This is a genomic window from Streptomyces sp. NPDC054047 (assembly GCF_055585065.1).
Window position 1 is genome coordinate 162,111 of the sequence record NZ_JBVJKV010000012.1, and the last position, 23,778, is coordinate 185,888.

Annotated in this window: 18 protein-coding genes and 1 pseudogene; 8 read left to right on the forward strand and 11 right to left on the reverse strand. The window is 72.2% G+C overall.

Annotated elements, in window-relative coordinates:
* Window positions 1-114 precede the first annotated feature (114 nt).
* The 3 genes from ACZ6ZP_RS34795 to ACZ6ZP_RS34805 are packed head-to-tail and all read left to right on the forward strand — an operon-like array spanning window position 115 to window position 1,063.
* On the forward strand, window positions 115-471 hold the full coding sequence (locus ACZ6ZP_RS34795; RefSeq protein WP_351168591.1) for a hypothetical protein: 357 nt from the start codon (window positions 115-117) through the stop codon (window positions 469-471).
* Window positions 468-734 (forward strand): DUF4031 domain-containing protein, encoded by a 267-nt coding sequence (locus ACZ6ZP_RS34800; protein WP_351168593.1) that lies wholly within the window; start codon window positions 468-470, stop codon window positions 732-734. Before ACZ6ZP_RS34795 ends, ACZ6ZP_RS34800 begins: the two co-directional genes overlap by 4 nt.
* Window positions 735-760: 26 nt before the next feature.
* Window positions 761-1,063, forward strand: a complete 303-nt coding sequence (locus ACZ6ZP_RS34805; protein ID WP_351168595.1) for an NIPSNAP family protein — start codon at window positions 761-763, stop codon at window positions 1,061-1,063.
* Here ACZ6ZP_RS34805 and ACZ6ZP_RS34810 read toward each other — a convergent pair.
* The 3 genes from ACZ6ZP_RS34810 to ACZ6ZP_RS34820 form a co-directional block, all read right to left on the reverse strand.
* Window positions 1,046-2,293 carry a Cmx/CmrA family chloramphenicol efflux MFS transporter gene (locus tag ACZ6ZP_RS34810; RefSeq protein WP_469409776.1) on the reverse strand — a complete coding sequence of 416 codons (1,248 nt, stop codon included), beginning with the start codon at window positions 2,291-2,293 and terminating at the stop codon, window positions 1,046-1,048. The two genes, ACZ6ZP_RS34805 and ACZ6ZP_RS34810, sit on opposite strands and share 18 nt — an antisense overlap.
* Before the next feature lie 496 nt (window positions 2,294-2,789).
* On the reverse strand, window positions 2,790-3,869 hold the full coding sequence (locus ACZ6ZP_RS34815) for a GNAT family N-acetyltransferase (protein ID WP_469409778.1): 1,080 nt from the start codon (window positions 3,867-3,869) through the stop codon (window positions 2,790-2,792).
* A 20-nt stretch (window positions 3,870-3,889) separates the two neighbouring features.
* Window positions 3,890-4,543, reverse strand: coding sequence for an HD domain-containing protein (locus ACZ6ZP_RS34820; RefSeq protein WP_469409780.1), 654 nt, complete (start codon window positions 4,541-4,543; stop codon window positions 3,890-3,892).
* A gap of 64 nt (window positions 4,544-4,607) precedes the next feature.
* Between ACZ6ZP_RS34820 and ACZ6ZP_RS34825 the strand changes: the two genes are divergently transcribed.
* A complete protein-coding gene (locus ACZ6ZP_RS34825; protein WP_469409782.1) occupies window positions 4,608-5,285 on the forward strand; it encodes a maleylpyruvate isomerase family mycothiol-dependent enzyme in 678 nt (225 codons plus the stop codon).
* A gap of 88 nt (window positions 5,286-5,373) precedes the next feature.
* Here ACZ6ZP_RS34825 and ACZ6ZP_RS34830 read toward each other — a convergent pair whose 3' ends face one another.
* Window positions 5,374-6,357, reverse strand: coding sequence for a hypothetical protein (locus tag ACZ6ZP_RS34830; protein WP_383819088.1), 984 nt, complete (start codon window positions 6,355-6,357; stop codon window positions 5,374-5,376).
* 213 nt (window positions 6,358-6,570) lie between these two features.
* Between ACZ6ZP_RS34830 and ACZ6ZP_RS34835 the strand changes: the two genes are divergently transcribed.
* Both ACZ6ZP_RS34835 and ACZ6ZP_RS34840 read left to right on the forward strand, forming a co-directional pair.
* A complete protein-coding gene (locus tag ACZ6ZP_RS34835) occupies window positions 6,571-8,880 on the forward strand; it encodes a heavy metal translocating P-type ATPase (protein WP_383819090.1) in 2,310 nt (769 codons plus the stop codon).
* 208 nt (window positions 8,881-9,088) lie between these two features.
* A complete protein-coding gene (locus ACZ6ZP_RS34840) occupies window positions 9,089-9,778 on the forward strand; it encodes a copper homeostasis protein CutC (protein ID WP_469409785.1) in 690 nt (229 codons plus the stop codon).
* Window positions 9,779-9,781: 3 nt separating this feature from the next.
* On the opposite strand, the gene ACZ6ZP_RS34845 is transcribed toward ACZ6ZP_RS34840, so the two are convergent.
* Entirely contained in the window at window positions 9,782-11,824 is a 2,043-nt protein-coding gene (locus ACZ6ZP_RS34845) for a HelD family protein (protein ID WP_383819094.1), read from the reverse strand.
* Window positions 11,825-12,414: 590 nt separating this feature from the next.
* Here ACZ6ZP_RS34845 and ACZ6ZP_RS34850 point away from each other — a divergent pair.
* Window positions 12,415-13,560: pseudogene (locus ACZ6ZP_RS34850) on the forward strand (glycosyltransferase 87 family protein); the annotation flags it as partial.
* On the opposite strand, the gene ACZ6ZP_RS34855 reads toward ACZ6ZP_RS34850, so the two are convergent.
* Both ACZ6ZP_RS34855 and ACZ6ZP_RS34860 read right to left on the reverse strand, forming a co-directional pair.
* On the reverse strand, window positions 13,529-15,172 hold the full coding sequence (locus tag ACZ6ZP_RS34855; protein ID WP_351162549.1) for a DNA repair helicase XPB: 1,644 nt from the start codon (window positions 15,170-15,172) through the stop codon (window positions 13,529-13,531). The pseudogene ACZ6ZP_RS34850 and the gene ACZ6ZP_RS34855 sit on opposite strands and share 32 nt — an antisense overlap.
* A 144-nt stretch (window positions 15,173-15,316) precedes the next feature.
* Window positions 15,317-17,911, reverse strand: coding sequence for a helicase-associated domain-containing protein (locus ACZ6ZP_RS34860; RefSeq protein WP_469409788.1), 2,595 nt, complete (start codon window positions 17,909-17,911; stop codon window positions 15,317-15,319).
* Between the two features lie 756 nt (window positions 17,912-18,667).
* Between ACZ6ZP_RS34860 and ACZ6ZP_RS34865 the strand changes: the two genes are divergently transcribed.
* Window positions 18,668-19,678, forward strand: a complete 1,011-nt coding sequence (locus ACZ6ZP_RS34865) for a hypothetical protein (protein WP_469409790.1) — start codon at window positions 18,668-18,670, stop codon at window positions 19,676-19,678.
* 18 nt (window positions 19,679-19,696) lie between these two features.
* Here the strand turns inward: ACZ6ZP_RS34865 and ACZ6ZP_RS34870 are convergent, their stop codons facing one another.
* Genes ACZ6ZP_RS34870 through ACZ6ZP_RS34885 form a run of 4 tightly spaced genes read right to left on the reverse strand, consistent with a single transcriptional unit; the run spans window position 19,697 to window position 23,623 of the window.
* Window positions 19,697-20,692: an ABC transporter substrate-binding protein gene (locus tag ACZ6ZP_RS34870; RefSeq protein ID WP_366462503.1), complete on the reverse strand. Its 996-nt coding sequence runs from the start codon at window positions 20,690-20,692 to the stop codon at window positions 19,697-19,699.
* Window positions 20,689-21,546, reverse strand: a complete 858-nt coding sequence (locus ACZ6ZP_RS34875) for an ABC transporter ATP-binding protein (protein WP_351162557.1) — start codon at window positions 21,544-21,546, stop codon at window positions 20,689-20,691. Before ACZ6ZP_RS34875 ends, ACZ6ZP_RS34870 begins: the two co-directional genes overlap by 4 nt.
* Window positions 21,543-22,655, reverse strand: a complete 1,113-nt coding sequence (locus ACZ6ZP_RS34880; RefSeq protein ID WP_361467086.1) for a FecCD family ABC transporter permease — start codon at window positions 22,653-22,655, stop codon at window positions 21,543-21,545. The genes ACZ6ZP_RS34875 and ACZ6ZP_RS34880 overlap by 4 nt, the downstream gene beginning before the upstream one ends.
* Window positions 22,655-23,623 carry a FecCD family ABC transporter permease gene (locus ACZ6ZP_RS34885; protein ID WP_366462505.1) on the reverse strand — a complete coding sequence of 323 codons (969 nt, stop codon included), beginning with the start codon at window positions 23,621-23,623 and terminating at the stop codon, window positions 22,655-22,657. The genes ACZ6ZP_RS34880 and ACZ6ZP_RS34885 overlap by 1 nt, the downstream gene beginning before the upstream one ends.
* Window positions 23,624-23,778: the final 155 nt, after the last annotated feature.

Consider the following 23,778-nt stretch of genomic DNA (forward strand, 5'->3'; position numbering starts at 1 on the left):
TATTTTCGGAGCGGGGGTCGGTCAAGACCCCTTTGGTCCCGATCCCGGTTACCTGCCTCACCTCCGTTCCGGTTGGATCTTCGGCGGGTTGCGCATGGGGTGGACAATGGCTGCATGGACGCGATCGACCCTCTGGAGCAGGCGCTGCACGCCGCTCGTGCACTTGTCCTCGCCGACCTCGTGGCGCGCGAGGTCGCCCAGGCCGAGGTCGTCTCGCTGGTCGAGGCGTCGGTGGCGCACCGCCGCTGGTGGGTCGAGCAGTGGCCCGAGGGCGTCGAGTACGTCGCGGGCCTGGTCGCCCAGGACGTCCAGGACGCGCTCCTGGAGCAGTACGGCCGCTGGCCGCTGTGCCCCGTCTGCGGCTCGGGCGACCCTCATGCGCTGGACGTGGAACCGGAGTTGGGCCCCGATCCGCACTGGGTGTGCGGCAAGGCGGGCGTGGTCGTGGCCCCGGTGGGCGGCCTGACGTGACGGTCTTCATCGACCCGCCGACCTGGCCCGGCCACGGCCGCCTGTGGTCGCACCTGGTCAGCGACGCCTCGTACGAGGAACTGCACGCGTTCGCGGAGGCCATCGGCGCCCCGCGGCGCGCGTTCGAGCGCGACCACTACGACCTGCCCTCGCACCGCTACGAGGACGCGGTGCGTGCGGGGGCGGTCGAGATCGGCTCCAAGGAGCTGGTGCGCAGGCTTACCGATGCGGGGTTGCGCAGGCCCAAGGGGAGGCCTGCGTAGGTCGGGTTGTGCTTAGGGTGGCACGCATGATCACGGTTCATCTGAAGTACGAGATCGATCCCGACCGCATCGACGACTTCGAGGAGTACGGCCGCCGCTGGGTCGTCCTGGTCAACCGTTTCGGCGGCGACCACCACGGCTACTTCCTGCCCAGCGAGGGCGACAGCGACATCGCGTACGCCCTCTTCTCCTTCCCGAGCTTCGCCGCGTACGAGCAGTACCGCACCGACAGCGCGACCGACCCCGAGTGCCAGGAGGCCCTGGAGCTCGCGCGCCGGACGGGGTGCATCCGGCGCTACGAGCGGCGGTTCCTACGGCCTCTGGAGTGAGGTCGCCGCCGGGCTGTGGCCGGGAGCGGCTCCGGCTCCGGCTTCGGCGGATGCGGCCGAGGCGGATGTGACCACGCGGCTCGGGGTCCTGCGGTGCAGCCGCAGGGACACCGCGACCGCGCCGATCGCCACCGCCGTCATCGCCGCGCCCGCCCAGGCCGTCGAGGCGTAGCCGAAGTCGAGGTCGATGACCGTGCCGCCGAGCCAGGGGCCGCCGGTGTTGCCGAGGTTGAACGCGGCCGTCGTGGTCGCGCCCGCGAGGGTGGGGGCGGCGCCCGCGACGTTGAACATGCGGGCGTTGAGGGCCGGGGCGGTGTAGAAGGCGGAGACGCCGAGCAGGAACGAGAGCGTGATCGCCACGGCCGCCGTACCGGAGAAGAGCGCGAGGACGACGAGGAAGACCGTCGAGGCCGCGATGCCGCTGAGCAGGACGCCGAAGAGGTGCGCGTCCGCGATGCGCCCGCCGATCGCCGTGCCGAGGAGCGCGCCCGCCCCGAAGAGGCCGAGGACGGTCGGGACCCAGCCCTTGTCGAGGCCCGCGACGTCCGTCAGGAGCGGGGAGAGGTACGAGAACGCGCAGAAGACGCCGCCGGCCGCGAGCGCGGTGATCGCGATGGAGAGCCAGACCTGGCGGTCGCGGTAAATGGCGAGCTCTTGCTTCAGGCGGGGCTTCTCGGCGGGGAGGGGGATGCGGGGGATGAGGGTGAGTACGCCGACGAGGGCGATGGCGGAGGCGGCTCCCACGGCCCAGAAGGCGGACCGCCAGCCGAAGTTGTCGCCGAGGAAGGCTCCGGCGGGCACGCCCAGCACGTTCGCGATGGAGAGGCCGCCGATCATCACGGCCATGGCGCGGGCGCGCTGGTTGACCGGGACCATCGCGATGGCGACGGCGGCGCCGACGGCCCAGAATCCGGCGCAGGCGAAGGCGCTGACGACGCGGGACGCGAAGAGGATCTCGTAGGTGGGCGCGAGGGCGCCGGCGACCTGGCCGAGGCCGAAGACGGTGATGAGCGTGATGAGGGTGGTGCGGCGGGGGAGGCGCAGGGTGGCTACGGCGAGGAGGGGGGCGCCGACGACCATGCCGATGGCGAAGGCGGAGATGAGGAGGCCGGCGCGGGGGATGGAGACGCTCATGTCGTCGGCGATGGGGGGCAGGAGCCCCGAGAGCATGAACTCACTCGTCCCGAGCGCGAAGACGGCCAGGCCGAGGATGTAGACGGCCACGGGCATACGGGTACGGCTGGCGCCTGGCTCGGCGGGCGTCGGGTCAGGTGTCGGCATAACAGTGAAGAACGCTGGGGGTGGGAGCTGGCATTCCTGCGGCGGGGGGCCGCCTGCGGGGCCGGTCCGGCTGGGGTGCGGTGCCGCGCCGGAGCGCCGGGAGCCGTGCTCCGGGCGGACATACCGCCACGTCCCCTCGCGTCGCGCTGCCGCGTGCGGGTCGTGGGGCGGGCTGCGGGTCTGGTCCGCTTGTGGGTGCGGTGCCGCGCCGGTATGTCCGTCCTCGCTATCGTCCGGTGGCCGCGGGGCTACTCCGGCCCCGGAGCGCCGCGAACCGTGCTCCGGGCGGACATACCGGCACGTCCCCTCCCGAGCGCTCCCGACTGCAGGCCATCGCTCGTTGCTGCGGGGTAATCGGGTGGGTGGGTGGGAGAGCTTGTTCGTTCAGGGGTGGATGCGGGGGATCGGGCGGGTGGGTGGGAGGGGGGTGTCGGGTGGCTGAGGTTCAGGCGGAGGCGTGGCGGACGTACGCGTGGAGGTTTTCGCGGTTTGCCGTTTGGGTGTAGCCCGCTCGGGAGACCACCGCCTGGGAGGCGGTGTTCTCCGGTTCGATGACGGCCAGCAGGGTCGAGACCTCGGGGCGGGTCAGCGCCCAGGTGGAGAGGGAGGTGAGCGCCTCCGAGGCGTAGCCTCGGCCCCGCGCCCCCGGCACCAGGTCGTAGCCGACCTCGGCGACGCCCTCCTCGTCCGGCGGCCCGTGGAACCCCATGCCGCCGACAGCGACCTCGTCCTCCGCCCGGACCAGGGCGAACATGCCCCACTCGGGCCGGTGCACCCCGGACGCGTACGCCTTCGTCACCATCTCCGCGGCCTTGCGCGTCCCCTCGAAGGGCCCGCCCTCGATCCACAGCAGACCCCCCGTGCCGCCCGCTGCGAGATCCGCCGCCGCGGCGGGGGACACCTCCCGCAGAACGAGCCGCCCGGCGGGAATCTCCAGGGCGTTGTGCCAGCGCCAGCGCTCCCGCTTCGGCCGCCCCGGCAGGGACCCGCGGCCCGTGGCCCAGAGCAGCGTCGCCCACTGGTCCGCGGGCGCGTCCGCGGGCGGCACGTGCGGGAAGAGCCAGGCGAGCACCGCCTCGCACAGCGCGGCCGGCGGCTCCGCGTCCACGCCGAGCGCCTGCGCGATGTCGTACGTGTGGAGCAGCACCTCCGCGACGCCCATCGCCGCGAAGCCCACCCTGTCGGCGCTGCCGTGCGGGTAGGGGTGGTAGCCCCGGACCCCTCGCGGCGTGGTCCGCACCACCGCGGCGAGCAGGCCGCCGGTCGACTCGATGACGTGGATCGCGTCCTCGGGGCCCGAGCCCTCGTCGAAGGCGATCTCGAAGGGGACCCACGTGTCGGTCGCCCGGCCCGTCAGCTGACCCGCGTACGCGACAAGATCGCCCGCGATGTGCTCGGCCGTCTTCAGGCAGCTCCAGTCGAGACCGCCCGCCTTGACGCTCCAGTCGCGCCCCACCGCCGGACGCAGCACCTTCGCCGCATGCGCCACGGCCTCCTCGACCTGGTCCCCACCCATGAAAAGCATGCGCCGAGAGTACGGGAGCCTCAGGAGCCGAGCAGCTCCATTTCCGTCGCCAGGTTCGCGCGCGCCGGGCCCTCCCACTCGGCCGCTCCGTGCGGGGTGCGGAACAGCCTTGGCAGGGAGAGGAGTTGGCGCAGGACTTCCGCGCGGCCGGCGCGGAAGTCCTCGTCCGGCACGAAGGCGTACTCCTCGCGGACCGCGGCGGCGTATGCCGCGTACGCGTCCGGGGCGGCGGCCAGGATCGCCAGGTCCGCGTCGCACAGCGCCTCGCCGTTGTGGTCGCCGTCGGCGGGATCGTGGGTGATGGTGAGCCGGACCAGGCGCGCCACCTCGGCGGTCTGCTCGTCGGTCAACCCGGCCTCGGACAGCGCGCGTTCGGCGAGGCGGGCGCTGCGCTCCTCGTTCTCGGAGCGGTCCGGCGCGTACACCGCGTCGTGGAACCAGGCCGCGAGCCGCACGAGATCGGCGTCGTCCGCGTGCTCCTCCAGTACGTCGACGTGGTCGAGGACCGCCTTCAGGTGGGCGGTGGTGTGGTACCGCCGCTGCGGCTCGGCCCACCGCGCGAGCAGGTTGTCGGCGTACTTGTACGGGTCGTAGATGCACTCGTCCGTGTTCCGCGCCCGGAGCAGCGTCCCGAGCCAGCGCTCGCGCAGCTCGTGGTTCTCGTCGTCGGCCATGGAGGCACCCTAAACTCCGGTCCGTCCGTTGCCATGCGCGGGAGCGACACGGTTGGCTTCGTCCATGACGACCACGACGAGTGCCGACGGAACGTACGACCCCGAGCGCCCCGGCCGCCTCCTGCGGACCGAACGTGATGCGCTGATCCCGCTGTTGAGGGCCGCGCCCGACGACGCGTACGCGGTCCGGACCTGTTGTCCGGGCTGGACCGTGCGCCATGTGCTCGCGCACTGCGGCTCGGCGCTGATGCGCGTGGTCGAGAGCCGCTTCGAGGAGGGCGTGTTCTCGCCGGAGAGCAACGACCGCGACATCGCCGAGCGCGCCGACTGGTCCAACTCCCGCGTGGTGGACGAGCTGGAGCGCGGGATGACGGAGGCGGGCCCGCTCATCGCGAAGTCCAACGGGCTCCTGGACGGGATCGCGCTCGGCGAGTGGGTGCACGCGGGCGATGTCCGCGAGGCATGGGGGACGCCGGGCGCGTACGGGGGCGATGGCCTCCCGGACGCCCTGGTCCTCCTCGCGGCGCGCAGCAAGGCGGCGGGCGCGGTGCCGCTGCACGCGGACATCGACGGCCGCGACGAGCCACTGCTCCTGGGCACGCCGGACGGCACCACCCCACCCGCCCGCTACATAGGCGACGCCCCAACCTTGATCCGCCTCTACATGGACCGCCCCCTGACGGGCACCCGCTACGAACTGGCAGGAGCAAAGGAAACCGACCTGTCGGGACTCCTCACCTGACCCGGTCGGGCCCCGTAAGGGGCGCGGGGAACGGCGCGCCCAGCCACAGCGGACCCGCAGAGACACCGCGAACGGCACCCGGCGGAGCCTAGTGCTGGTGCCCGCCCGGCTCCGGGGCACCCTCATCCTCACCCCCCTGCTGGGAAGCCCCGGCCCACACCGTGAACTCCGCCGTCCGCACCTTCCCCTCATGCTTGAAGTCGAGGAACAGGCGGTACGCCCCCGCACTCGGCGCCGTCGCCGCGAAGGAGACGCCGGGGCCCGGCTTCGTCCTGCCGTCGCCCGGCGAACCGGTCGGGTGCACGTGGAGGTACGCCAGGTCCCCGGACCGCAGGGCGACCAGGTGGCCGTACGAGCCGAGATAGGGCTGCAGGTCGGTGACCGGCCTGCCGTTCTTCTCCACGTCCAGGGTCACGTCACTGGACTTCCCGGGCTTCAACTCGCCCTTGAGGCTGACCTCGTACCCACCGGCCACGGAAGCCTTCGTGTCGGCCTCGGGCAACTTCCTCGGCTCGTACTTCCCTGCCACCGCGAGGTCCGCCCCCAGCGTCAGGCCCTCCTTCGCGCCCTCGGGCCTGAAGTCGGCGAAGACGCGGTAGCCGCCCGCCTCCGGGAGCTCGACCGGCGTCGACCAGGTGCCGTCCGCCGCGCGGGTCGGGTGCAGGTGGCGGTAGGTCCTCAGGTCCTGTGAGGCGACGATGAGGTGCAGCTCCTTGCCGTGCTCCCTCTCGTACGCCGTGACGTTCTTGCCCTTGCCGCCCTTGCCGCCCTTGGTCTGCTCGACCACCGCGAACCGCAGCTCCTCCCGCTTCTCGGCGTCGATGCGCGAGGTCCGCAGGTCGAGCGTGTAGCCGCGCTCGGAGATCTGAAGGCCGCCGGGGACGGTGTCCGCGTGCCCCGCGCCGGCCCCCGTACCGCCTGGCTCCTCCTTCTCGCCCGTGTGCCCGCCGTGCTCGCTCGCGGGCTTCTTCTGCGCGGTCACGGGGTCGACGCCCTGGCCGACCCCGTACGCGGTGCCGAAGGTCGCGGCGACGGCGGCGGCGAAGGCGGTGATCTTCATTCCGGTGTTCATGACGGCTCCCAAGAGATGAATGAAGCGGGCCGAGTGCGCCTTGCGGGCGGCTCCTCATGCATCCGAAGATACCCCCTAGGGGTATGAAGTCAAGTCCGGATTTCTCTTGCGCTCAGTACCCCCCAGGGGTATATATGGATCTAGACAGCGGTACCCGCCCCGGGTACCCCGACCCGAAGCCCGCCCACGACGCATCACGAGGAGCCCGCAGACATGTCCACCACACCCGGCAGCACCGAGGTGGCAGAAGTAGAGCTCGCCATCGGTGGCATGACCTGCGCCTCGTGCGCCGCCCGCATCGAGAAGAAGCTCAACCGCATGGACGGCGTCGAGGCCACGGTGAACTACGCCACCGAGAAGGCCAAGGTCAGCTACCGCGGCCAGGACGTCGCCGTCCAGGACCTGATCGCCACCGTCGAGGCCACCGGCTACACCGCGCAGGAGCCCGCCCCGGCCCGCGCGGAGCCGGATGCGGCCGACGACGAGCAGCGGGCCGACGACGAACTGCGGCCCCTGCGCGAGCGGTTGATCACCGCCGTGCTGCTCTCCCTGCCCGTCGTCGCGATGGCGATGATCCCGGCCCTGCAGTTCGAGTACTGGCAGTGGCTGTCCCTGACCCTGGCGGCGCCGGTCGTGACGTACGCGGCCTGGCCCTTCCACAAGGCCGCGTTCACGAACGCACGGCACGGCGCCGCGACGATGGACACGCTGATCTCGGTCGGCACGTCGGCGGCCTTCGTCTGGTCGCTGTGGGCGCTGTTCTTCGGTACGGCCGGCACGCCCGGCATGACGCACCCGTTCGAGCTGACCATCTCCCGCACGGACGGCGCGGGGAACATCTACCTGGAGGCCGCGGCGGGAGTCACCGCCTTCATCCTGGCCGGCCGCTACTTCGAGGCCCGCTCCAAGCGCAAGGCGGGCGCCGCCCTGAAGGCGCTGCTCCAGCTGGGCGCCAAGGACGTCACGGTCCTGCGGGACGGCGGCCGCGAAGAGACCATCCCCGTCAGCGACTTGAAGACCGGCGACCGATTCCTCGTACGTCCCGGCGAGAAGATCGCCACCGACGGCAGGGTCGTCGAGGGCGCCTCCGCCGTCGACGCCTCCATGCTCACCGGCGAGTCCGTGCCGGTCGAGGTCGCCAAGGGCGACGCGGTCACCGGCGCCACGCTGAACGTCGGCGGACGCCTGGTCGTCGAGGCCACCCGCGTCGGCTCCGACACCCAACTGGCCCGCATGGCCAAGCTCGTCGAGGACGCGCAGAACGGCAAGGCGGCGGCCCAGCGCCTCGCCGACCGGATCTCGGCGGTCTTCGTGCCGGTCGTCATCGCGCTGGCCGTCGCCACCCTCGGCTTCTGGCTCGGCAACGGCTCCGGCCTGACGGCGGCCTTCACCGCCGCGGTCGCCGTACTGATCATCGCCTGCCCCTGCGCCCTGGGGCTCGCGACACCGACCGCCCTCATGGTCGGCACCGGTCGCGGCGCCCAGCTCGGCATCCTGATCAAGGGCCCGGAGGTCCTGGAGTCGACCCGCAAGGTCGACACGATCGTCCTGGACAAGACCGGCACCGTCACCACCGGCAAGATGACCCTGCTCGCCACGCACACGGCGGACGGTGTGAGCGAGGAGGAAGTCCTGCGGCTCGCGGGGGCGTTGGAGCACTCCTCGGAGCACCCCATCGCGCAAGCCGTGGCCACCGGAGCGGCCGAGCGGGTCGGCACGCTCCCCACTCCCGAGGACTTCGCGAACGTGGCGGGCCTGGGCGTCCAGGGCGTCGTCGAGGGTCACGCGGTCCTGGTCGGGCGCGAGGCGCTGCTGAAGATTGGGGTCTCCCCTGGTCGAGCGAAGTCGAGAGCTTGGGGAAGGGCGATCGGGCTCCCCGTGGAGCTGGAGCGGGCGAAGGCCGAGGCCGAGGCCGCCGGTCGTACGGCGATCGCGGTCGCGTGGGACGGCGAGGCGCGCGCGGTCCTCGAGGTGGCCGACGCGGTGAAGGAGACGAGCCCGGAGGCGATCCGCCGCCTGCGCGCCCTCGGCCTCACCCCCATCCTCCTGACCGGCGACAACAAGGCGGTCGCGGCATCGGTGGCCGCCGAGGTGGGCATCGCGCCCGACGACGTGATCGCCGAGGTCATGCCGCAGGACAAGGTGGACGTCGTCAAGCGCCTCCAGGCGGAGGGCCGGAGCGTGGCTATGGTCGGCGACGGCGTGAACGACGCGGCGGCGCTGGCCCAGGCCGACCTGGGTCTCGCGATGGGTACGGGCACGGACGCCGCGATCGAGGCGGGCGACCTCACGCTCGTACGAGGAGACCTGCGGGCGGCGGCGGACGCGATCCGCCTCTCCCGCCGCACGCTCGGCACGATCAAGTCGAACCTGTTCTGGGCCTTCGCCTACAACGTGGGCGCGCTGCCGCTGGCCGCGGCCGGTCTCCTGAACCCGATGATCGCGGGCGCCGCGATGGCGTTCTCCTCGGTCTTCGTGGTCGGCAACAGCCTGCGCCTGCGGGGGTTCAAGCCGCTCAGCTGAACGGCGAGGGGCCGCGGGTCCCAACCTTCGGCAAGCTCGACGTGTACATGTCTTTACGGTCACCCCGGTGCGGTTGGGTCGCGCCGGGGTGATCTGCGCGTAGGCTGGGTAATTGGACTAGACCTATGTGCGGCGGTTTCAAGGACGCGTTCTCGGACGTGTTCCGCGATGCCCGCCCCCGCGGCCCCGGACCCGAAGGAAGACATCCATGAGCAAGCGTGCAGTCCTGGAGGTGATCGCCCTCGACGCCGAGGACGCCGTCGCCGCCCAGGCCGGAGGCGCGGACCGCCTCGAGCTGGTCACCGACATGGCCGCGGACGGCCTGACCCCGTCCCGCGCGACCTTTGCCGAGATCCGCGCCGCCGTGGACATCTCCCTGCGCGTGATGCTGCGCCTCGCGGACGGCTTCGACGCGGGCGACGTGTCCGCTCTCGTACGCCACGCGCGCGAGCTCAGGAGCGCGGGCGCCGACGAGTTCGTCCTGGGCTTCCTCGACGAGACGGGCGGCCCCGACCTGGCGGCGGTGGAAGCGGTGGTGGACGCGCTCGACGGCTGCCGCTGGACGTTCCACCGGGCCATCGACCGGACCCCCGACCGCGACGCCCTGCGCAAGCAGCTCGCGGACCTGCCCGGCCTCGACACCTACCTCACCGCGGGCGCGGCGACGGGCGTGGACGAGGGCCTGCCCACGCTGCTCGCCGAGGCGGCGCGGTCCGGCGAACAGGGCTACGAGCAGCAGATCCTGGTGGGCGGCGGCCTCCGCCTCGACCACCTCCCGCAGCTCAAGGCCGCGGGGGTCGACGCGTTCCACATCGGCGGGGCGTCGCGCCCCGACGGCTGGGACGCCCCGGTGTCGGCGCAGGCGGTAGCGGCCTGGCGCGCGGCCCTGGACGCGTGAGCCTCAGCCGCCGAGCTGCTCCGGCAGCTCGGCGGCATGCACGACGGTGAGCCCCGAGACGGCGCGGGTCAGGGCGACGTACAGCCGCCGCAGTCCGGTCCGCTCGTCGGGCTCGCCGTCGACGACCGCGGCGGGCTCGTCGAGGACGACGTAGTCGTACTCAAGTCCCTTGGCGAGGGAGGCGGGCACGAGCGTGAGCCGGGTGTCGGGGGTGGTCTCCTCACCGGGCGAGAGGTACGTCATCCCGGCGGCGTCGAGTGCTTCGGCGAGCGCGGGAACGCGGGCGTCGGCGGCGATGAGCCCGATGGACCCTTCCTGCCGCAGCGACTCCACGCAGGCGGCGAGGGAAGCGGCGTCGAGGTCCGCCACGCGCCGCACCACGAGCGAACCGGCCGACTCACGCACGGACTTCACCTCGGCGAGTCCGGGCGCGATGGAGGGAAGCAGCCGGGAGGCGTACGCGATGACCTCCCGAGGCACACGGAACCCCGCGGTGAGCTCCTCCACCACGGCGTCGCCCTTCCCCAGATGCTCCAGGGCCTGCTCCCAGCTCCGGGTGGCCCACGGGGTGGTGCCCTGCGCGAGGTCGCCGAGGACGGTGGCGGACCCGGTGGTGCAGCGGCGCCCGACGGCGCGGTACTGCATGGGGGAGAGGTCCTGCGCCTCATCGAGGACGACATGGCCCAAGGAGTGGGTCCGGGCGACCAGATCACTGGCCTCGTCGACCAGCACGGCATCGGCGGCGGACCACTTGACGGCCTTGAGGCTGCGCGGGGCCTTGGCCCACAGGATGAGCTTCTGCTCGTCGGCGTCGAGGATGCCGTCCGCGTGCCGGGCGAGGAACTCGCCGTCGGAGAGCAGCCGGAGCACGAGCTTGGCGGGATCGACGGGCGGCCACACGGCCTTGACGGCGGCCTTCACGGCAGGGTTGCGGGCGACGGCGTCCTGCACGCGGTCGTCAGGGGCCTCGCCGGCCTGCTCCATCCTGACGAGTACGGCGTGGGCGATGCGCTGAGGCAGGGCGTCGCGGGCGGCGCCGTACCGAATATCGCGGTCGAGCAACTCCCTGACGATCTCCTCAAGTTCATAAGCGGCCACACGCCAACGCCGTGACCCCCGCACCACGACAACGGGCTCCTCGGGCATGCTCACGTGGGACCGCAGGGCTCTCCGCAGTACGTCGGCCATGCGGGCATCGCCTTTGACGACGGCAGCGGCGGCGTCATCGACGCCCCGAACGTCGACGTGGGCGACGAGATCGTCGACGGTGGCCTGCTTGACCTCCAACTCGCCCAGAGCGGGAAGTACTTGCTCGATGTAATGCAGGAAGGACTTGTTGGGCCCGATGACGAGGGTGCCGGTGCGGGCGAGCCGGTCCCGGTGGGCGTAGAGCAGATAGGCGACACGGTGCAGCCCGACGGCGGTCTTCCCGGTCCCCGGCCCGCCCTGCACGCAGACGGACCCCCCGAGCCCACTCCTGACGATCTCGTCCTGCTCGGGCTGGATGGTGGCGACGATGTCGCGCATGGGGCCGACGCGGGGCCGCTCGATCTCCTGCTGGAGCAGCCTGCTGGTCTGCTCCTTCTCGTCGGCGTCGCTGAGGTGCTCGTCCTCGTACGCGGTGAGTTCACCGCCGGTGTAGCCGAACCGCCGCCGCAGGCCGATGTCCATCGGGGCCTTCTTGGAGGCGCGGTAGAAGGGCTGCGAGACGGGGGCGCGCCAGTCGATGACCATCGGGTCGCCGTCGGCGTCGTGGACGTGCCGCCGCCCGATGTAGAACTGCTCGCCCTCGGCGCCTTCCGCCTGATCGGCGCCGGGGGCGTGGAGATAGTCGAGCCGCCCGAAGAAGAGGGGCGTGTGGGAGAGATCGGCGAGGGACTTGATCCGGTCGTCGATCTGGCTCTGCAGGACGGCGGCGTTCACCCAGTTCGCGGTGACGTCGCGGATGTCGAGCGCTTCGGCGTCCTCGCGCATGGCTCGGAGGGCCGAGCGGGATGCGGCGAGGTGGGTGCGTTCGCGGGAGAGGGGGTCGGGGTGGGCCTGCACGGGGTGCCTCCGGCGGGGGGTGCGGGGTGTGTGCCGCCGGTTGCCGACCGGTCGGTGGCGCCGCGTTCCACGCGGGCAGACGGAGCAGTTTAGGCCCCGCTGCATGGCGGGACCACCGATTTCCCCCCGGGGGGGGCGGGGCGGGGGGTGCCCCGCACCTACCCGGGCCGAACGGACCTCTCCCGCCCACCCGCCCGGAACTCCGCATCCGACCCTGGACGAACGAGCCTTTCCCGCCCACCCGCCCGATTGCCCCGCAGCGGCCAGCGACTACCCGCAGTCGGGAGCGCTCGGGAGGGGACGTGGCGGTATGTCCGCCCGGAGCACGGTTCGCGGCGCTCCGGTGCCGAAGCAACCCCACAGCCACCGGACGATAGCGAGGACGGACATACCGGCGCGGCACCGTACCCACCGACGGAGCGGGACCGCAGTTCGCCCCACGGCCTGCAGGCGGCAGTGCCGGTGGCGAAGTGCCCTGCGGTCACCGGACGACAGCGAGGACGGGCATACCGGCGCGGCACCGTACCCGCCCGCGGAGCGGTCCCGTGGCGCCGCCTCCGGGATCTACTAAGGTCACCGCCGTGAAGGAACTGAGCGTGAGGGCGGCGTCACGTCGCGTCAAGGGGCCCGTGCCGACAGCTGCCGTCTTCCTCGTCGTTTCCCTTCTCGTCCTCGCCACCCTCTGCGTGGCCCAACGCATCCCCATGGCCGACACCCTCGTCTACCGAGCCGAAGGCGCCGCCGTCGCCAGCGGCAGCGATCTCTACGGGTTCACCGTCACGGAGTGGGAGCTCCCGGCCACGTACCCGCCCTTCGCCGCCATCCTCTTCGTACCCACCACCTGGCTCCCCCTCCCCGCCCTCAAGCTCGCCTTCCTCGTGGGGAACATCGCCCTCCTGGCGGTCCTCATCCACCTCTCCTGCCGCCTCGCCGGGCTCCCCACCCGCCTCGCCCCCCTTCTCGCGGGCACCGCCCTCGCCCTCTGGCTGGAGCCCGTCTTCCAGACCGTCCTCTTCGGGCAGATCAACCTCGCCCTCGCCTGTCTGATCCTCTGGGACCTCACCCGGCCCCCCGGCGCCGTCGGCAAGGGCTTCGCGATCGGCGTCGCCGCCGGGATCAAGCTCACCCCGGCGGTCTTCATCGCGTACCTCTTCCTCACGAAGCGCGTACGCGAAGGGCTCACCGCCACCGCCGCCCTCACCGGCACCCTCGCGCTCGGCGCGCTCGCACTCCCCGCCGCCAGCCTCGACTTCTGGACCCACCGGATCTTCGAGACGGGCCGCGTCGGCAAGGCGTGGATCGTCGACAACCAGTCGCTCCAGGGGCTCGTCGCCCGCGCGGCCCACGACCCGCACCCGGGGCTCCTGTGGGCCCTGCCCACCGCCCTCGTCGCCGTCACCGGCCTGTGGCTGGCCCGCAGGGCCGGGACGGAACCCCGCGGCGTCCTCCTGACCGCGGCCACCGCGCTCCTGGTCTCGCCCATCAGCTGGTCCCACCACTGGATCTGGTGCGTACCGCTCCTGACCCTGCTCATGGCAGAGGGCCGCCCCCGCCTGACCGCGGCGGTGGCGACCCTCTTCACGGCCCGCACCCTGTGGCTGGTCCCGCACCAGGGCGACCTGGACCTACGCCTGCCCCACTGGCAACAGCCACTCGCGTCGCCCTATCCCCTGCTGGCCCTGGCGCTGGCCGTCATGGGAGCGCTCAGTTGTCGGCCAGCAACTCGTCCGCGTCCACGATCCGGTACGCGTACCCCTGCTCCGCGAGGAACCGCTGCCGATGCGCCGCGAAGTCCTGGTCGATGGTGTCCCGGGCCACGACGGAGTAGAAGCGGGCCTCATGCCCGTCCGCCTTCGGACGCAGCACGCGGCCCAGCCGCTGTGCCTCCTCCTGCCGGGAGCCGAACGTCCCCGACACCTGGATCGCGACCGTAGCCTCGGGCAGGTCGATCGAGAAGTTCGCGACCTTCGAGACGACGAGGACCGAGATCTCGCCCTCCCGGAAGGCCCCGAACAGCTTCTCGCGCTGCGCGTTCGTCGTCTCGCCCTTGATGACGGGCGCGTCCAGATGCTCACCCAGCTCGTCGAGCTGGTCGATGTACTGGCCGATGACGAGGGTCTGCTCGCCCGCGTGCTTCTTCACCAGCGCTTCCGTCACCTTCCGCTTCGTCGCCGTCGTGGCGCAGAAGCGGTACTTCTCCTCGGCCTCGGCCGTCGCGTACGCGAGCCGCTCCGAGTCCGTCAGATTGACCCGCACCTCGACACAGTCGGCGGGCGCGATGTACCCCTGCGCCTCGATCTCCTTCCACGGAGCGTCGAACCGCTTGGGGCCGATGAGGGAGAAGACGTCCGACTCGCGGCCGTCCTCCCGGACCAGCGTGGCCGTCAGGCCGAGGCGCCGCCGGGCCTGGAGGTCGGCGGTGAACTTGAAGACGGGGGCGGGCAGCAGGTGCACCTCGTCGTAGACGATGAGCCCCCAGTCCCGGGAGTCGAACAGCTCCAGGTGCGGGTAGACACCCTTCCGCTTCGTCGTCAGGACCTGGTACGTGGCGATCGTGACGGGCCGGATCTCCTTCCGGGTCCCGCTGTACTCACCGATCTCCTCCTCGGTCAGCGAGGTCCGTTTGATCAGCTCGCTCTTCCACTGCCGCGCGGAGACCGTGTTGGTCACCAGGATCAGCGTCGTCGCCTTGGCCTCGGCCATGGCACCGGCCCCGACCAGCGTCTTTCCCGCACCACAGGGCAGCACGACCACACCGCTGCCGCCGTGCCAGAACCCCTCGACCGCCTGCTTCTGATACGGCCGCAGCGCCCAGCCGTCCTCCGCGAGCTCGATCCGGTGCGCCTCGCCGTCGACGTACCCGGCGAGGTCCTCGGCGGGCCAGCCCAGCTTCAGGAGCGTCTGCTTGATCTGCCCGCGCTCGGACGGGTGGACGACGACGGTGTCCGCGTCCACCCGGTCCCCGACGAGCGGCTGCACCTTCTTGGACCGCAGGATCTCCTCCAGGACCGGCCGGTCGGTGGAGGTCAGGACGAGACCGTGCGTGGGGTGCTTCGACAGCGTGAGCCGTCCGTAGCGCGCCATCGTCTCGGCGATGTCCACGAGCAGCGCGTGCGGCACGGGATAGCGGGAGTACTCCACCAGCGCGTCCACGACCTGCTCCGCGTCGTGTCCCGCCGCACGGGCGTTCCACAGGCCGAGCGGCGTCACGCGGTAGGTGTGGATGTGCTCGGGAGCACGCTCCAGCTCCGCGAAGGGCGCGATGACTCGGCGGCAGGCGTCGGCCTGCTCGTGGTCGACCTCGAGCAGGAGAGTCTTGTCCGACTGGACGATCAGGGGACCATTCACGCGCGCACCCTTTCGGTAAGCCAAACGTCCAGTGTGCCGCATGGCGCGTGAATAAGTTCCGGCCTCAGGCGTCGGCCGAAGCCTGAGGCTGTTCCGGATCTGTTCCGGATGAGCCGCCTGCCGGACTCGCCGAGCCCCGGTGGCCTAGTCGTCCGCCAGTTCCGCGACGCCCGTGACCCGGTGCAAGGGGTACGTCTTGACCTCGTCCGCCGTGTGGTCGTACGCCGTGACGAAGCCGCCCTCCACGCGGATCGGGGCGATCACGCGCTGGCTCGCCGAGCCCTCCGCGTTGACGTAGCCGATCCAGACCGCCTCGCCCGTCAGGACCGCCGCCTGCATGGTGGCGAGGGTCTCCGCCGCCGTGGTGCGGGGCAGGGAGTCGCCTGCCTCCGGGGTCGCCTTGCGGGGGGCCGTCGAGGCCAGGTCGCCGGCGCGGATGGCGCGTACCGCCGCGCCGATCAGCGTGTTGTCGGCCAGCTGGGGGCCGTCGTGGACCGGCTCGGGCGCGGTGCGGGGCGGTGAACGGTGGGCGTGGGCCCGCGTGATCAGTACGTCGCCCTCGGCGCTTTCCGCGGCGGGTGCGAAGCCCATCCCGCGCAGGCCTTCGAGGAGCGCCCCGGGGTCCGCCTGCGCGGCGAGCACGGTCGGGGCGAGGCTGCGCAGGCGCAGGGTCTGGGAGCGCTTGTCGGCCAGGATCTCGTTCAGGAGGGCCTCGTCGTCGCAGCGGACGTACGCGGACGCGGCGCCGATCCGCAGGTGGCCGTGTTTACGGGCCACGTCGTCGATGAGGTACGCCAGTGGCTGCGGCACCGGCGTACGGGAGTGCGCGGCCAGGAAGGCGTGCAGGTCGGACGCGGCCTTGCCCGCGTCGAGCGCGCGCCGCACGGAGCCGGGCGTGAACCGGTACACCGTCGCCCCGCCCTTCGACTCGACGTCGGCGAGCACGGCGAGCGTCTCGGCCAGCGGCCGCTCCAGCGGGCCGGGGGCCACGGCGGTGAGGTCGGCCTGAAGCAGTACGTGGTCGAGCGGTTCGGGGAGCAGCGGTGCGAGGAGTCTGGCGGCTCTCGCGCCGGATACGGCGAGTTCGGCGCGGGAGGGAGGGGAGGGGGGTGCGGGGGGTACGGGGGGTGCGCCTGCGCTGCCTGCGCCGGCTCTCTCCCTCTCGCTCTCGGAGCCGAGCAGGGCGCGGCCGTGCGCGGACAGGGCGCCGCGTCCGGTGACGCCCAGCAACTCGGCCTCGTTCAGGGTCCATTGCGCGATGCGGGCCCGCAGCTCCATGGGCGCGTTGCCGGAGGCGGCGCCTCCGCCGGAGGACACGCCGCCGGCGGAGGCGCCGCCCCCGGCCGAGCCGCGTGGCGGTCGCTCCCAGCGCAGGCGCGCCAGCATCGACTCGGGCGTGGGGCTCGCGCCGTCCGGCAGGGTGGTGAGGAGCGTGAGTACGCGGTGCCGGATCTCGGGCGCCGAGGAGCGGTCCAGGTGCGGGCCGAGCGCCGACAGTGTGCGGTCCTTGCCGTCACGGCCGCCGATCAGGCCCGCCGTGCGGGTCGCCGTCAGCCACGCCGTGGCGAGGACCGACCAGCGCTCGGGGGCGGGCAGTTCCTGCCAGTCGTCGTAGGCGGGCGTCGCCGCGTACCGCTCGTCCGCCTCGCCGTCCGCCGCCACGAGGCCCGCCGCGTAGGCCAGTTCGACCCAGAAGGCCGCGACCGGCTCCGGGACGTCCAGGGCCACCGCGGTCCGCTTCAGGTCGCGCACGCTGAGGCCGCCCGCGCGCAGCACGGTGGGGCCGCCCTCGTCCCAGTCCTTCAGGAGCTCCTCGACCGTGTCGAGCGCCATGTACGCCTGGCTCGCCGCCGCGGCGTCCACAGCCTGTGGACGGTGTTCGCGCAGCGGCTCGACGGCGGGCGGTGCCGGTTCCAGGACGCGGTGGGCGCGGCCTGCGCGCAGGTGCAGGGCTGCTTCGCGGGGGAGTACGACCGTGCCGGGGGACGTGGGGAGCAGGAGCCCCCGGTCGAGGAGCCAGCGCAGGTGGCGGGCCGGGTCGGCGGTCACCTGGCCGTAGGGCGGGCCCCAGACGAGCCGCGAGAGCACTTCGACGGACTCGGCGGGGGCTTCGTCGAGCAGGGCGGACATGCGGGTGCGGTCCGTGAAGAGGTCGGTGAGCGAGCGGACGGCAGAGACGGCGTCGTGGGTGGAGGGGAGGCCCGCCGCCGCCACGATGTCCTGCATACGGTTCGGCGACATGCCCGCGGTGGCTTCGGCGACGGTGGGGCCGAGGCCGGTGGGGGAGGGGTACTGGGGGGCGGGGGCGAGGAGTTCGCGTGCGGTGCGGACGAGGCGGAGGCGGTCGTCGGCGCCCCAGATGAGGGCTTGTTCGCGGAGGGTGGCGAGGGCGTGGCGGAGGGCGGTGTCGACGGTGCCTGGGGCGTTGCCTGTGGCGTCGCCTCCCTCGTCTCCGGCGACGAGGGCGTGCAGTTCCTCGTACGTCGCCGGTTCGGGAGCCACGGCGAGTGCCTCGGCGACCTGCTGGGAGAACCGGTCGAGCCGCTCCAGTGCGCGGACCACGGAGGCGCGGGTGGCGGCGCGGGTGGCGAGCTGGGTGAGGTCGTTCGGGACCGGGGTGAGGAGGTCGGGGCGGGCGTGGAGCAGCGCGCCCAGGGACGCGTCGTCACGGGAGCGGAGTGCCTCGGCGAGGGACCGGGGTGTGTCCGCTGGGCGCTGGGGCTGCTCGTCGGTGCTCATCAGGCTCACGGTAGCGGGTTGGGGTGCGGCACCGTGCGTTCCTGGGGGGGTGCGGTCCTGTCCCTCACGTCGGGTCGTGGGGCGTGCTGCGGTTTCGGCCTGTGGGTGGGTGCGGTGCCGCGCCGGTATGTCCGTCCTCGCTATCGTCCTGTGGCCGCGGGGCTGCTGCGGCTCCGGAGCGCCGGGAGCCGTGCTCCGGGCGGACATACCGCCGCGTCCCCTTGCGTTGCGCTGCCGTCTGCGGGTCTGGTCTGTGGGTGGGTGCGGTGCCGTGCCGGTATGTCCGTCCTCGCTATCGTCCGGTGGCCGTGGGGTTGCTGCGGCTCCGGAGCGCCGCGAACCGTGCTCCGGGCGGACATACCGGCACGTCCCCTCCCGAGCGCTCCCGACTGCGGGTGCACGAGGGCTGATCTCCGGTGACTGAGCTGGGCCGCCGCCCACAAGACCCACCCGCACCGATACTCCAGCTGTACGCGTCCCCCTCCCACCCCGGCAGAACATCCCACCCGCCCGAGTCGCCCCCCCCGCTCACCCCGTCCACCCGGATCGCTCACCACCCCGGCTGCACCTCCCATGCCCACCCCACCCACATCCCTGGCACCGCAGGGCAATCGGGCGGGTGGGTGGGAAAGCTTGTTCGTTGGTTGTGGATGCGGGGGGAAATGAGGGGGCGCCCCCGGCCTTGGGGACGCGGTACCGTCGGCGTATCGGGTATAGGAGGGCGGACGTCAACGGGGCCGCCTCGGAGGGGACTTCGTGGGGATCGAGAGCGATCAGCTCGTCTTCGACTATCTGAGCCGCGTCGGCGACCTGGCCCAGCAGCGCCAGCTGCCGTCAGGCACCCGTATGCGCCTGGTCTCAGAACTGCGGAACCAGATCGACCGCAGCCGGGCGAAGACCACGGCCGACAACCCCGCCTCCATGCGACGCATCCTCGACCGCCTCGGCACCCCCGAGGAGCTGGTCGAAGCCGCCGGCTCTGGTGATGCGGCGGGGGCCGACGTATCTCGTCCCGCCGTTCCTGCCCAGCGCGCTTCGGAGCCGAAAGAGCGGGCCAAGCGGCTGCGTCGCGTGGTTCCCCGGCCCCGCCCCGCGGCGGAGGAACCGGAGCCCCAGGAAGACCTGAAGCCCTCCCCGCCGCACCTCGCCGGCACGGACGAGCTCGGTCCCAGCGGCTCCGAGCCCGACTGGTGGCGCGTGGACAGCAGCCCCTTCGGCCTCGCCGACAGTGTTCCCGGCTTCACCGGCGGCGTAGAAATCCCCGAAATCCTCAAGCCCCCGCCGAAGAAGCGTCTCGACGAGGAAGAGGAAGACGAGAGGGAAGAGGATGGAGAGGGCGAGGGAGAAGAAGGCGAAGGAGAGGTCCTCGCGCCCGCTCCCGCCCGGCGTCGCCTCCGCCTCCGCCCCACCGCCGCAGCCGCCGCGCCCCGCTTCACCAACCCCCTCCTCCTGCTCGCCGCAGCCCTCCTCACCGTCGGCGCCATCCTCGGCAACTGGCTTGCCCTGGGCGGTGGCTGGCTCCTCGCCTATGCCTCGCGCAGGCTGAGCCGTGCCGAGGCGAAGTGGGCCGTCATCGGGCTGCCCGGGCTTTCCGTGGCGGCCGGGATCACCTGGCTGTGGGGGCGGAACGAAGGCCGCTGGGGCGATCCCGTCGTCGACGGCCACATGAGCGACGCCATGGCCGAGACCTGGCCCTGGGTGGTGCGCGGCGCGGCCATCGCCTCCGCGCTCTACCTCCTGTGGAGGTCCCAGCGGCGGCAGCCGTGAGCCAGCGGGGAACGGCGGTCAGTTGGTCGTCAGGGAACTCTGCATCTCGTCCAGGATCTTGTTCGCCGCCGTGTAGCCGATGCCCTGGATCCACAGCTCGTCGTCGACCGTGTGGACGTTGCCCTTCTTCACCGCGTCCATGTTCTTCCACAGGCTGCTGCCGACGGTCTGCGTCTGCTTGGACTTCTTCGGATCGCCGTACGTGGAACGGAAGATGACGTCCGCGTCGGCGAGGTCGATCTTCTCGGGCGACACGTCGTACGAGAAGCCGTCCTTGGCCTTGGCCGCGACGGCGGGGCGGCCCAGACCCACGTCCTTGAGGAGCGTGGCGATGTACGTCCGCTCGCCGTAGATGCGGATGTCCGCGCCCTCCACGAAGCGGACGACGTTGACCTCCGTCGCCTTGGCCTTCGCCGGGCCGCCGACGGCTGACGTGACCTGCTCGGCGTGTGCGTCGTAGGCGGAGACGATCTTCTTCGCCTCGGGCTTCTTGCCGAGCGCGTCGGCGTGCACCTGGAAGTTCTCCTTCCAGGGGTATCCGGTGTTCTCCGTCATCACGGTCGGCGCGATCTGCTTGAGCTGCTCGTACTTCGCCGCGTGCCGGATCTTGCTGGTGAGGATGACGTCCGGATCGAGGGCCGCGATGGCCTCCATGTTCGGGTTCAGCATCTCGCCCACGTCCTTGATGCCGCTGACCTTCTCCTTGGGCAGGTAGCTGGGGAAGCCCGACGACGCCTCGACGTGCGTGGAACCGACCGGCTTCACGCCCAGCGTGATCGCGGAGTCCAGCTCGGCCGTGTCGAGGACGACGACCCGCTTGGGCGCGACCGGGACCTTCACGTCCCCCATGGCGGTCTTGACGATGTGCGTCTTCCCGGAGCCGGAGCCGGAACCGGAGTCGTCGGAAGAGTCCGATGAGCCGCACGCGGACAGCGCCAGCGCGCCGCTGAGAGCGAGGGCCCCTGCGGTGAGCGCGCGGCGGCGGTTCGTGGAGGAGCTGGGCTTGGTGGTCATGGCTTCTGGGCCACCTTTCGGTCGGACGTGGCGTGCGGGTGCGGCTCTGCGGCCCATGGGGCACCGGGGACCACCAACGGCGACCCCGTCACCGGGTCCGGTACCACCACACACTCCAGACCGAACACCTCGCGCACGAGATCCTCGGTGACGACATCGGCGGGCGCGCCCTCGGCGACGATCCGGCCCGACTTCATGGCGACGAGGTGGTCGGCGTACCGGGCGGCCTGGTTGAGGTCGTGCAGCACGACCACCACCGTCCGGCCGCGCTCTCCATCGGCCGTCCGCGCGGCCAGCTGCCGCACCAGGTCGAGCACTTCCACCTGGTGCGAGATGTCGAGATACGTCGTCGGCTCGTCCAGGAGCAGGATGTCCGTCTCCTGGGCGATGGCCATCGCGATCCACACCCGCTGGCGCTGACCGCCCGACAGCTCGTCCACGGACCGTTCGGCGAGCGCGGCGACGTCGGTACGTTCCATCGCCTCCGTCACGGCCCGCTCGTCCTCGTCGGACCACTGCTGCCACCAGTGCTGATGCGGCTGGCGCCCGCGCGCGACGAGGTCGGCGACGGTGATGGCCTCGGGTGCGACCGGTGTCTGCGGCAGCAGTCCGATCTGCTGGGCGATCTTCTTGGTGGGCAGCTTGGTGAGCGCCTCGCCGTCCAGCAGGACCGCGCCGCTCCTGGGCTTGAGGAGGCGGCCGAGCGCGCGCAGGGTGGTCGACTTCCCGCAGGCGTTGGGGCCGACGATGACCGTGACCTTGCCGTCGGGGACCGTGAGTTCGAGCTCGTGCACGACCTCGCGGTCCTCGTAGGCGAGGGTCAGCTCGCGGGCGCTGAGGCGGGCGGCGGTCACGAGGTGCCTCCATTGCGGACGGAACGGCTTCGGATGATGAGCCAGATCAGGTACGGGGCTCCGACGGCCGCCGTGAGCACGCCCACCGGCAGCTCGGTGGGCGAGAAGAGCCGCCGGGCCAGCAGGTCGGCGAGGACCATGATCAGCGCGCCGAGCAACGCCGAGCAGAGCAGCGGGATCTGCGCGGTGCGGGTCATCCGGCGGGCGATCTGCGGGGCGAGCAGCGCCACGAAGTCGACGGGCCCCGCGGCGCCGGTCGCCACGGAGGCGAGCACGACGCCGAGCAGCACGAGACCGAGGCGTACGTGTCCCAGGCGTACCCCGAGTGCGGTCGCCGTGTCGTCGTCCATGGTCACCGAGCGCTGGGCGCGGGCGGCCCAGAAGACGAAGGGGAGGAGGGCGAGCAGGGTCCAGGCGAGCGGCGTCGCCTCCGCCCAGCCGCGGCCGTTGAGCGAGCCCGTCATCCAGATCTGCGCCTGCTGGGCGACGAGATAGTCGCCCTTGGTCATGAAGAGCGTGGTGATGGAGCGCAGGGCGATCGCGAAGCCGATGCCGATGAGCACGAAGCGGGTGGCGTGCAGGCCGCCGCGCCAGGCGAAGACGTACACGAGCGCGGCGGCCGCGATGCCGCCGAGCACCGAGAGGTAGGGCAGGACGGTGGCGGAGGTGACCCCGAGGGTCATCGCGCCCACCGTCAGGGCGCTCGCGCCCTGGCTGATGCCGATGATGTCGGGGCTGGCCAGGGGGTTGCGGGCGACGGTCTGGATGAGCCCGCCCGCGACGCCGAAGGCGGCGCCGACGAGGAGGCCTACGGCCAGGCGGGGTTCGCGCAGCGTTCCCACGACCAGTTCGTCGGGGGACGGCTGCCCGAGGACGACCTTCAGGGCTTCGGCGGGCTGGACGAAGGACTCGCCTATGCAGAGGTAGGCGAGGCAGCTCGCCGCGAGGAGCAGGGCGAGGGCGACGGCGGCCACGGCTGCACGCCGGTGGAGCAGGAAGGCTGCCTTCCCGAACCGGACCACGGCGTACCCTGCGGGCCGGATGCGGGGATTCGGGTGGGTGGGCGGGAGAGATCCGCCGCGCAGCGGCGGTTCAGAAGCGACGGACATCAGGCAGCAACCGCCTTCCGGCGCACCAGCGTCACAAGGAACGGCACCCCGATGAGCGCGGTCATCACACCCGCAGGCACCTCGCTCGGAGGAAAGATCACGCGGCCCACCGTGTCGGAGACGAGGAGCATCACCGGCCCCAGGACGGCCGCCATCGGCAGCACCCAGCGATGCCCGCTGCCCACGATCGCGCGGGCGATGTGCGGGACCGCGAGCCCGATGAACGCGATCGGCCCGGCCGCGGCGACGCCCGCGCCGGTGAGCACGGTCGCCCCGAGGCCGCCGACGATCCGCACGGTCGCGACCTTCTGCCCGAGTCCCTTCGCCACGTCCTCGCCGAGCGCGAGCGCGTCGAGGCCGCGGGCCACGGACAGCACGAGAACCAGCCCCACCAGCAGGAACGGCCAGATCTGGCCGACGATCTCCGCGTCGCGCCCGGAGAGCGAGCCCACCTGCCAGAAGCGGAACTCGTCCAGGGCCGATGCCCTGGTGGTGAGGACCGCGGTGGTCAGGGAGACCAGGAGCGCGTTGATCGCGGCGCCGCCGAGCGCGAGCTTCACGGGGGTCGCGCCGCCTCTGCCGCTCGCGGCGATCGCGTACACCGCGACGGACGCGATTCCGGCGCCGACGAAGGCGTACCAGACGTAGCCGGTGAGGGTGTGCACGCCGGCGAACGCGATCGCCATGACCACGCCCACCGAGGCGCCCTGGCTGACGCCGAGGATGCCGGGGTCGGCGATGGGGTTGCGGGTGATGCCCTGCAGGACCGTGCCGGCCAGGGCGAGCGCGGCGCCGACCATCAGGCCGATGAGCGTGCGCGGCACCCGCATCTCGCGGACGACCTCGGCTGCGTCGCTGTGCCCGCCGTGCAGCAGGGCGTCGATGACGGCGGACGGCGCGATCGCGCGGGCGCCGACGGAGAGGCTGAGCAGGACCGCGAGCAGCAGGGCCAGGACGGCCGCCGTCATCGCGACAGCGCGTCTGGCTGGCACACGCATCGGCTGAGCTCGTTTCGGGGGATCGATCGGGAGGGCGGGGGTACTTCGGAAGCGTCTGAAGTAAGGCTCGGCTAAGTCTAAGGGGGTGCTCCGGGCTCCGGACCGGGTCGGCAGTCTCGGCACAA

Coding starts and splice junctions, on each gene's coding strand:
- ACZ6ZP_RS34795 (WP_351168591.1), top strand. CDS start 115: ATGGACGCGATCGACCCTCTGGAGCAGGCGCTGCACGCCGCTCGTGCA.
- ACZ6ZP_RS34805 (WP_351168595.1), top strand. CDS start 761: ATGATCACGGTTCATCTGAAGTACGAGATCGATCCCGACCGCATCGAC.
- ACZ6ZP_RS34810 (WP_469409776.1), bottom strand. CDS start 2,293: ATGCCCGTGGCCGTCTACATCCTCGGCCTGGCCGTCTTCGCGCTCGGG.
- ACZ6ZP_RS34815 (WP_469409778.1), bottom strand. CDS start 3,869: ATGCTTTTCATGGGTGGGGACCAGGTCGAGGAGGCCGTGGCGCATGCG.
- ACZ6ZP_RS34820 (WP_469409780.1), bottom strand. CDS start 4,543: ATGGCCGACGACGAGAACCACGAGCTGCGCGAGCGCTGGCTCGGGACG.
- ACZ6ZP_RS34825 (WP_469409782.1), top strand. CDS start 4,608: ATGACGACCACGACGAGTGCCGACGGAACGTACGACCCCGAGCGCCCC.
- ACZ6ZP_RS34830 (WP_383819088.1), bottom strand. CDS start 6,357: ATGAACACCGGAATGAAGATCACCGCCTTCGCCGCCGCCGTCGCCGCG.
- ACZ6ZP_RS34835 (WP_383819090.1), top strand. CDS start 6,571: ATGTCCACCACACCCGGCAGCACCGAGGTGGCAGAAGTAGAGCTCGCC.
- ACZ6ZP_RS34840 (WP_469409785.1), top strand. CDS start 9,089: ATGAGCAAGCGTGCAGTCCTGGAGGTGATCGCCCTCGACGCCGAGGAC.
- ACZ6ZP_RS34860 (WP_469409788.1), bottom strand. CDS start 17,911: ATGAGCACCGACGAGCAGCCCCAGCGCCCAGCGGACACACCCCGGTCC.
- ACZ6ZP_RS34870 (WP_366462503.1), bottom strand. CDS start 20,692: ATGACCACCAAGCCCAGCTCCTCCACGAACCGCCGCCGCGCGCTCACC.
- ACZ6ZP_RS34880 (WP_361467086.1), bottom strand. CDS start 22,655: ATGTCCGTCGCTTCTGAACCGCCGCTGCGCGGCGGATCTCTCCCGCCC.
- ACZ6ZP_RS34885 (WP_366462505.1), bottom strand. CDS start 23,623: ATGACGGCGGCCGTCCTGGCCCTGCTGCTCGCGGTCCTGCTCAGCCTC.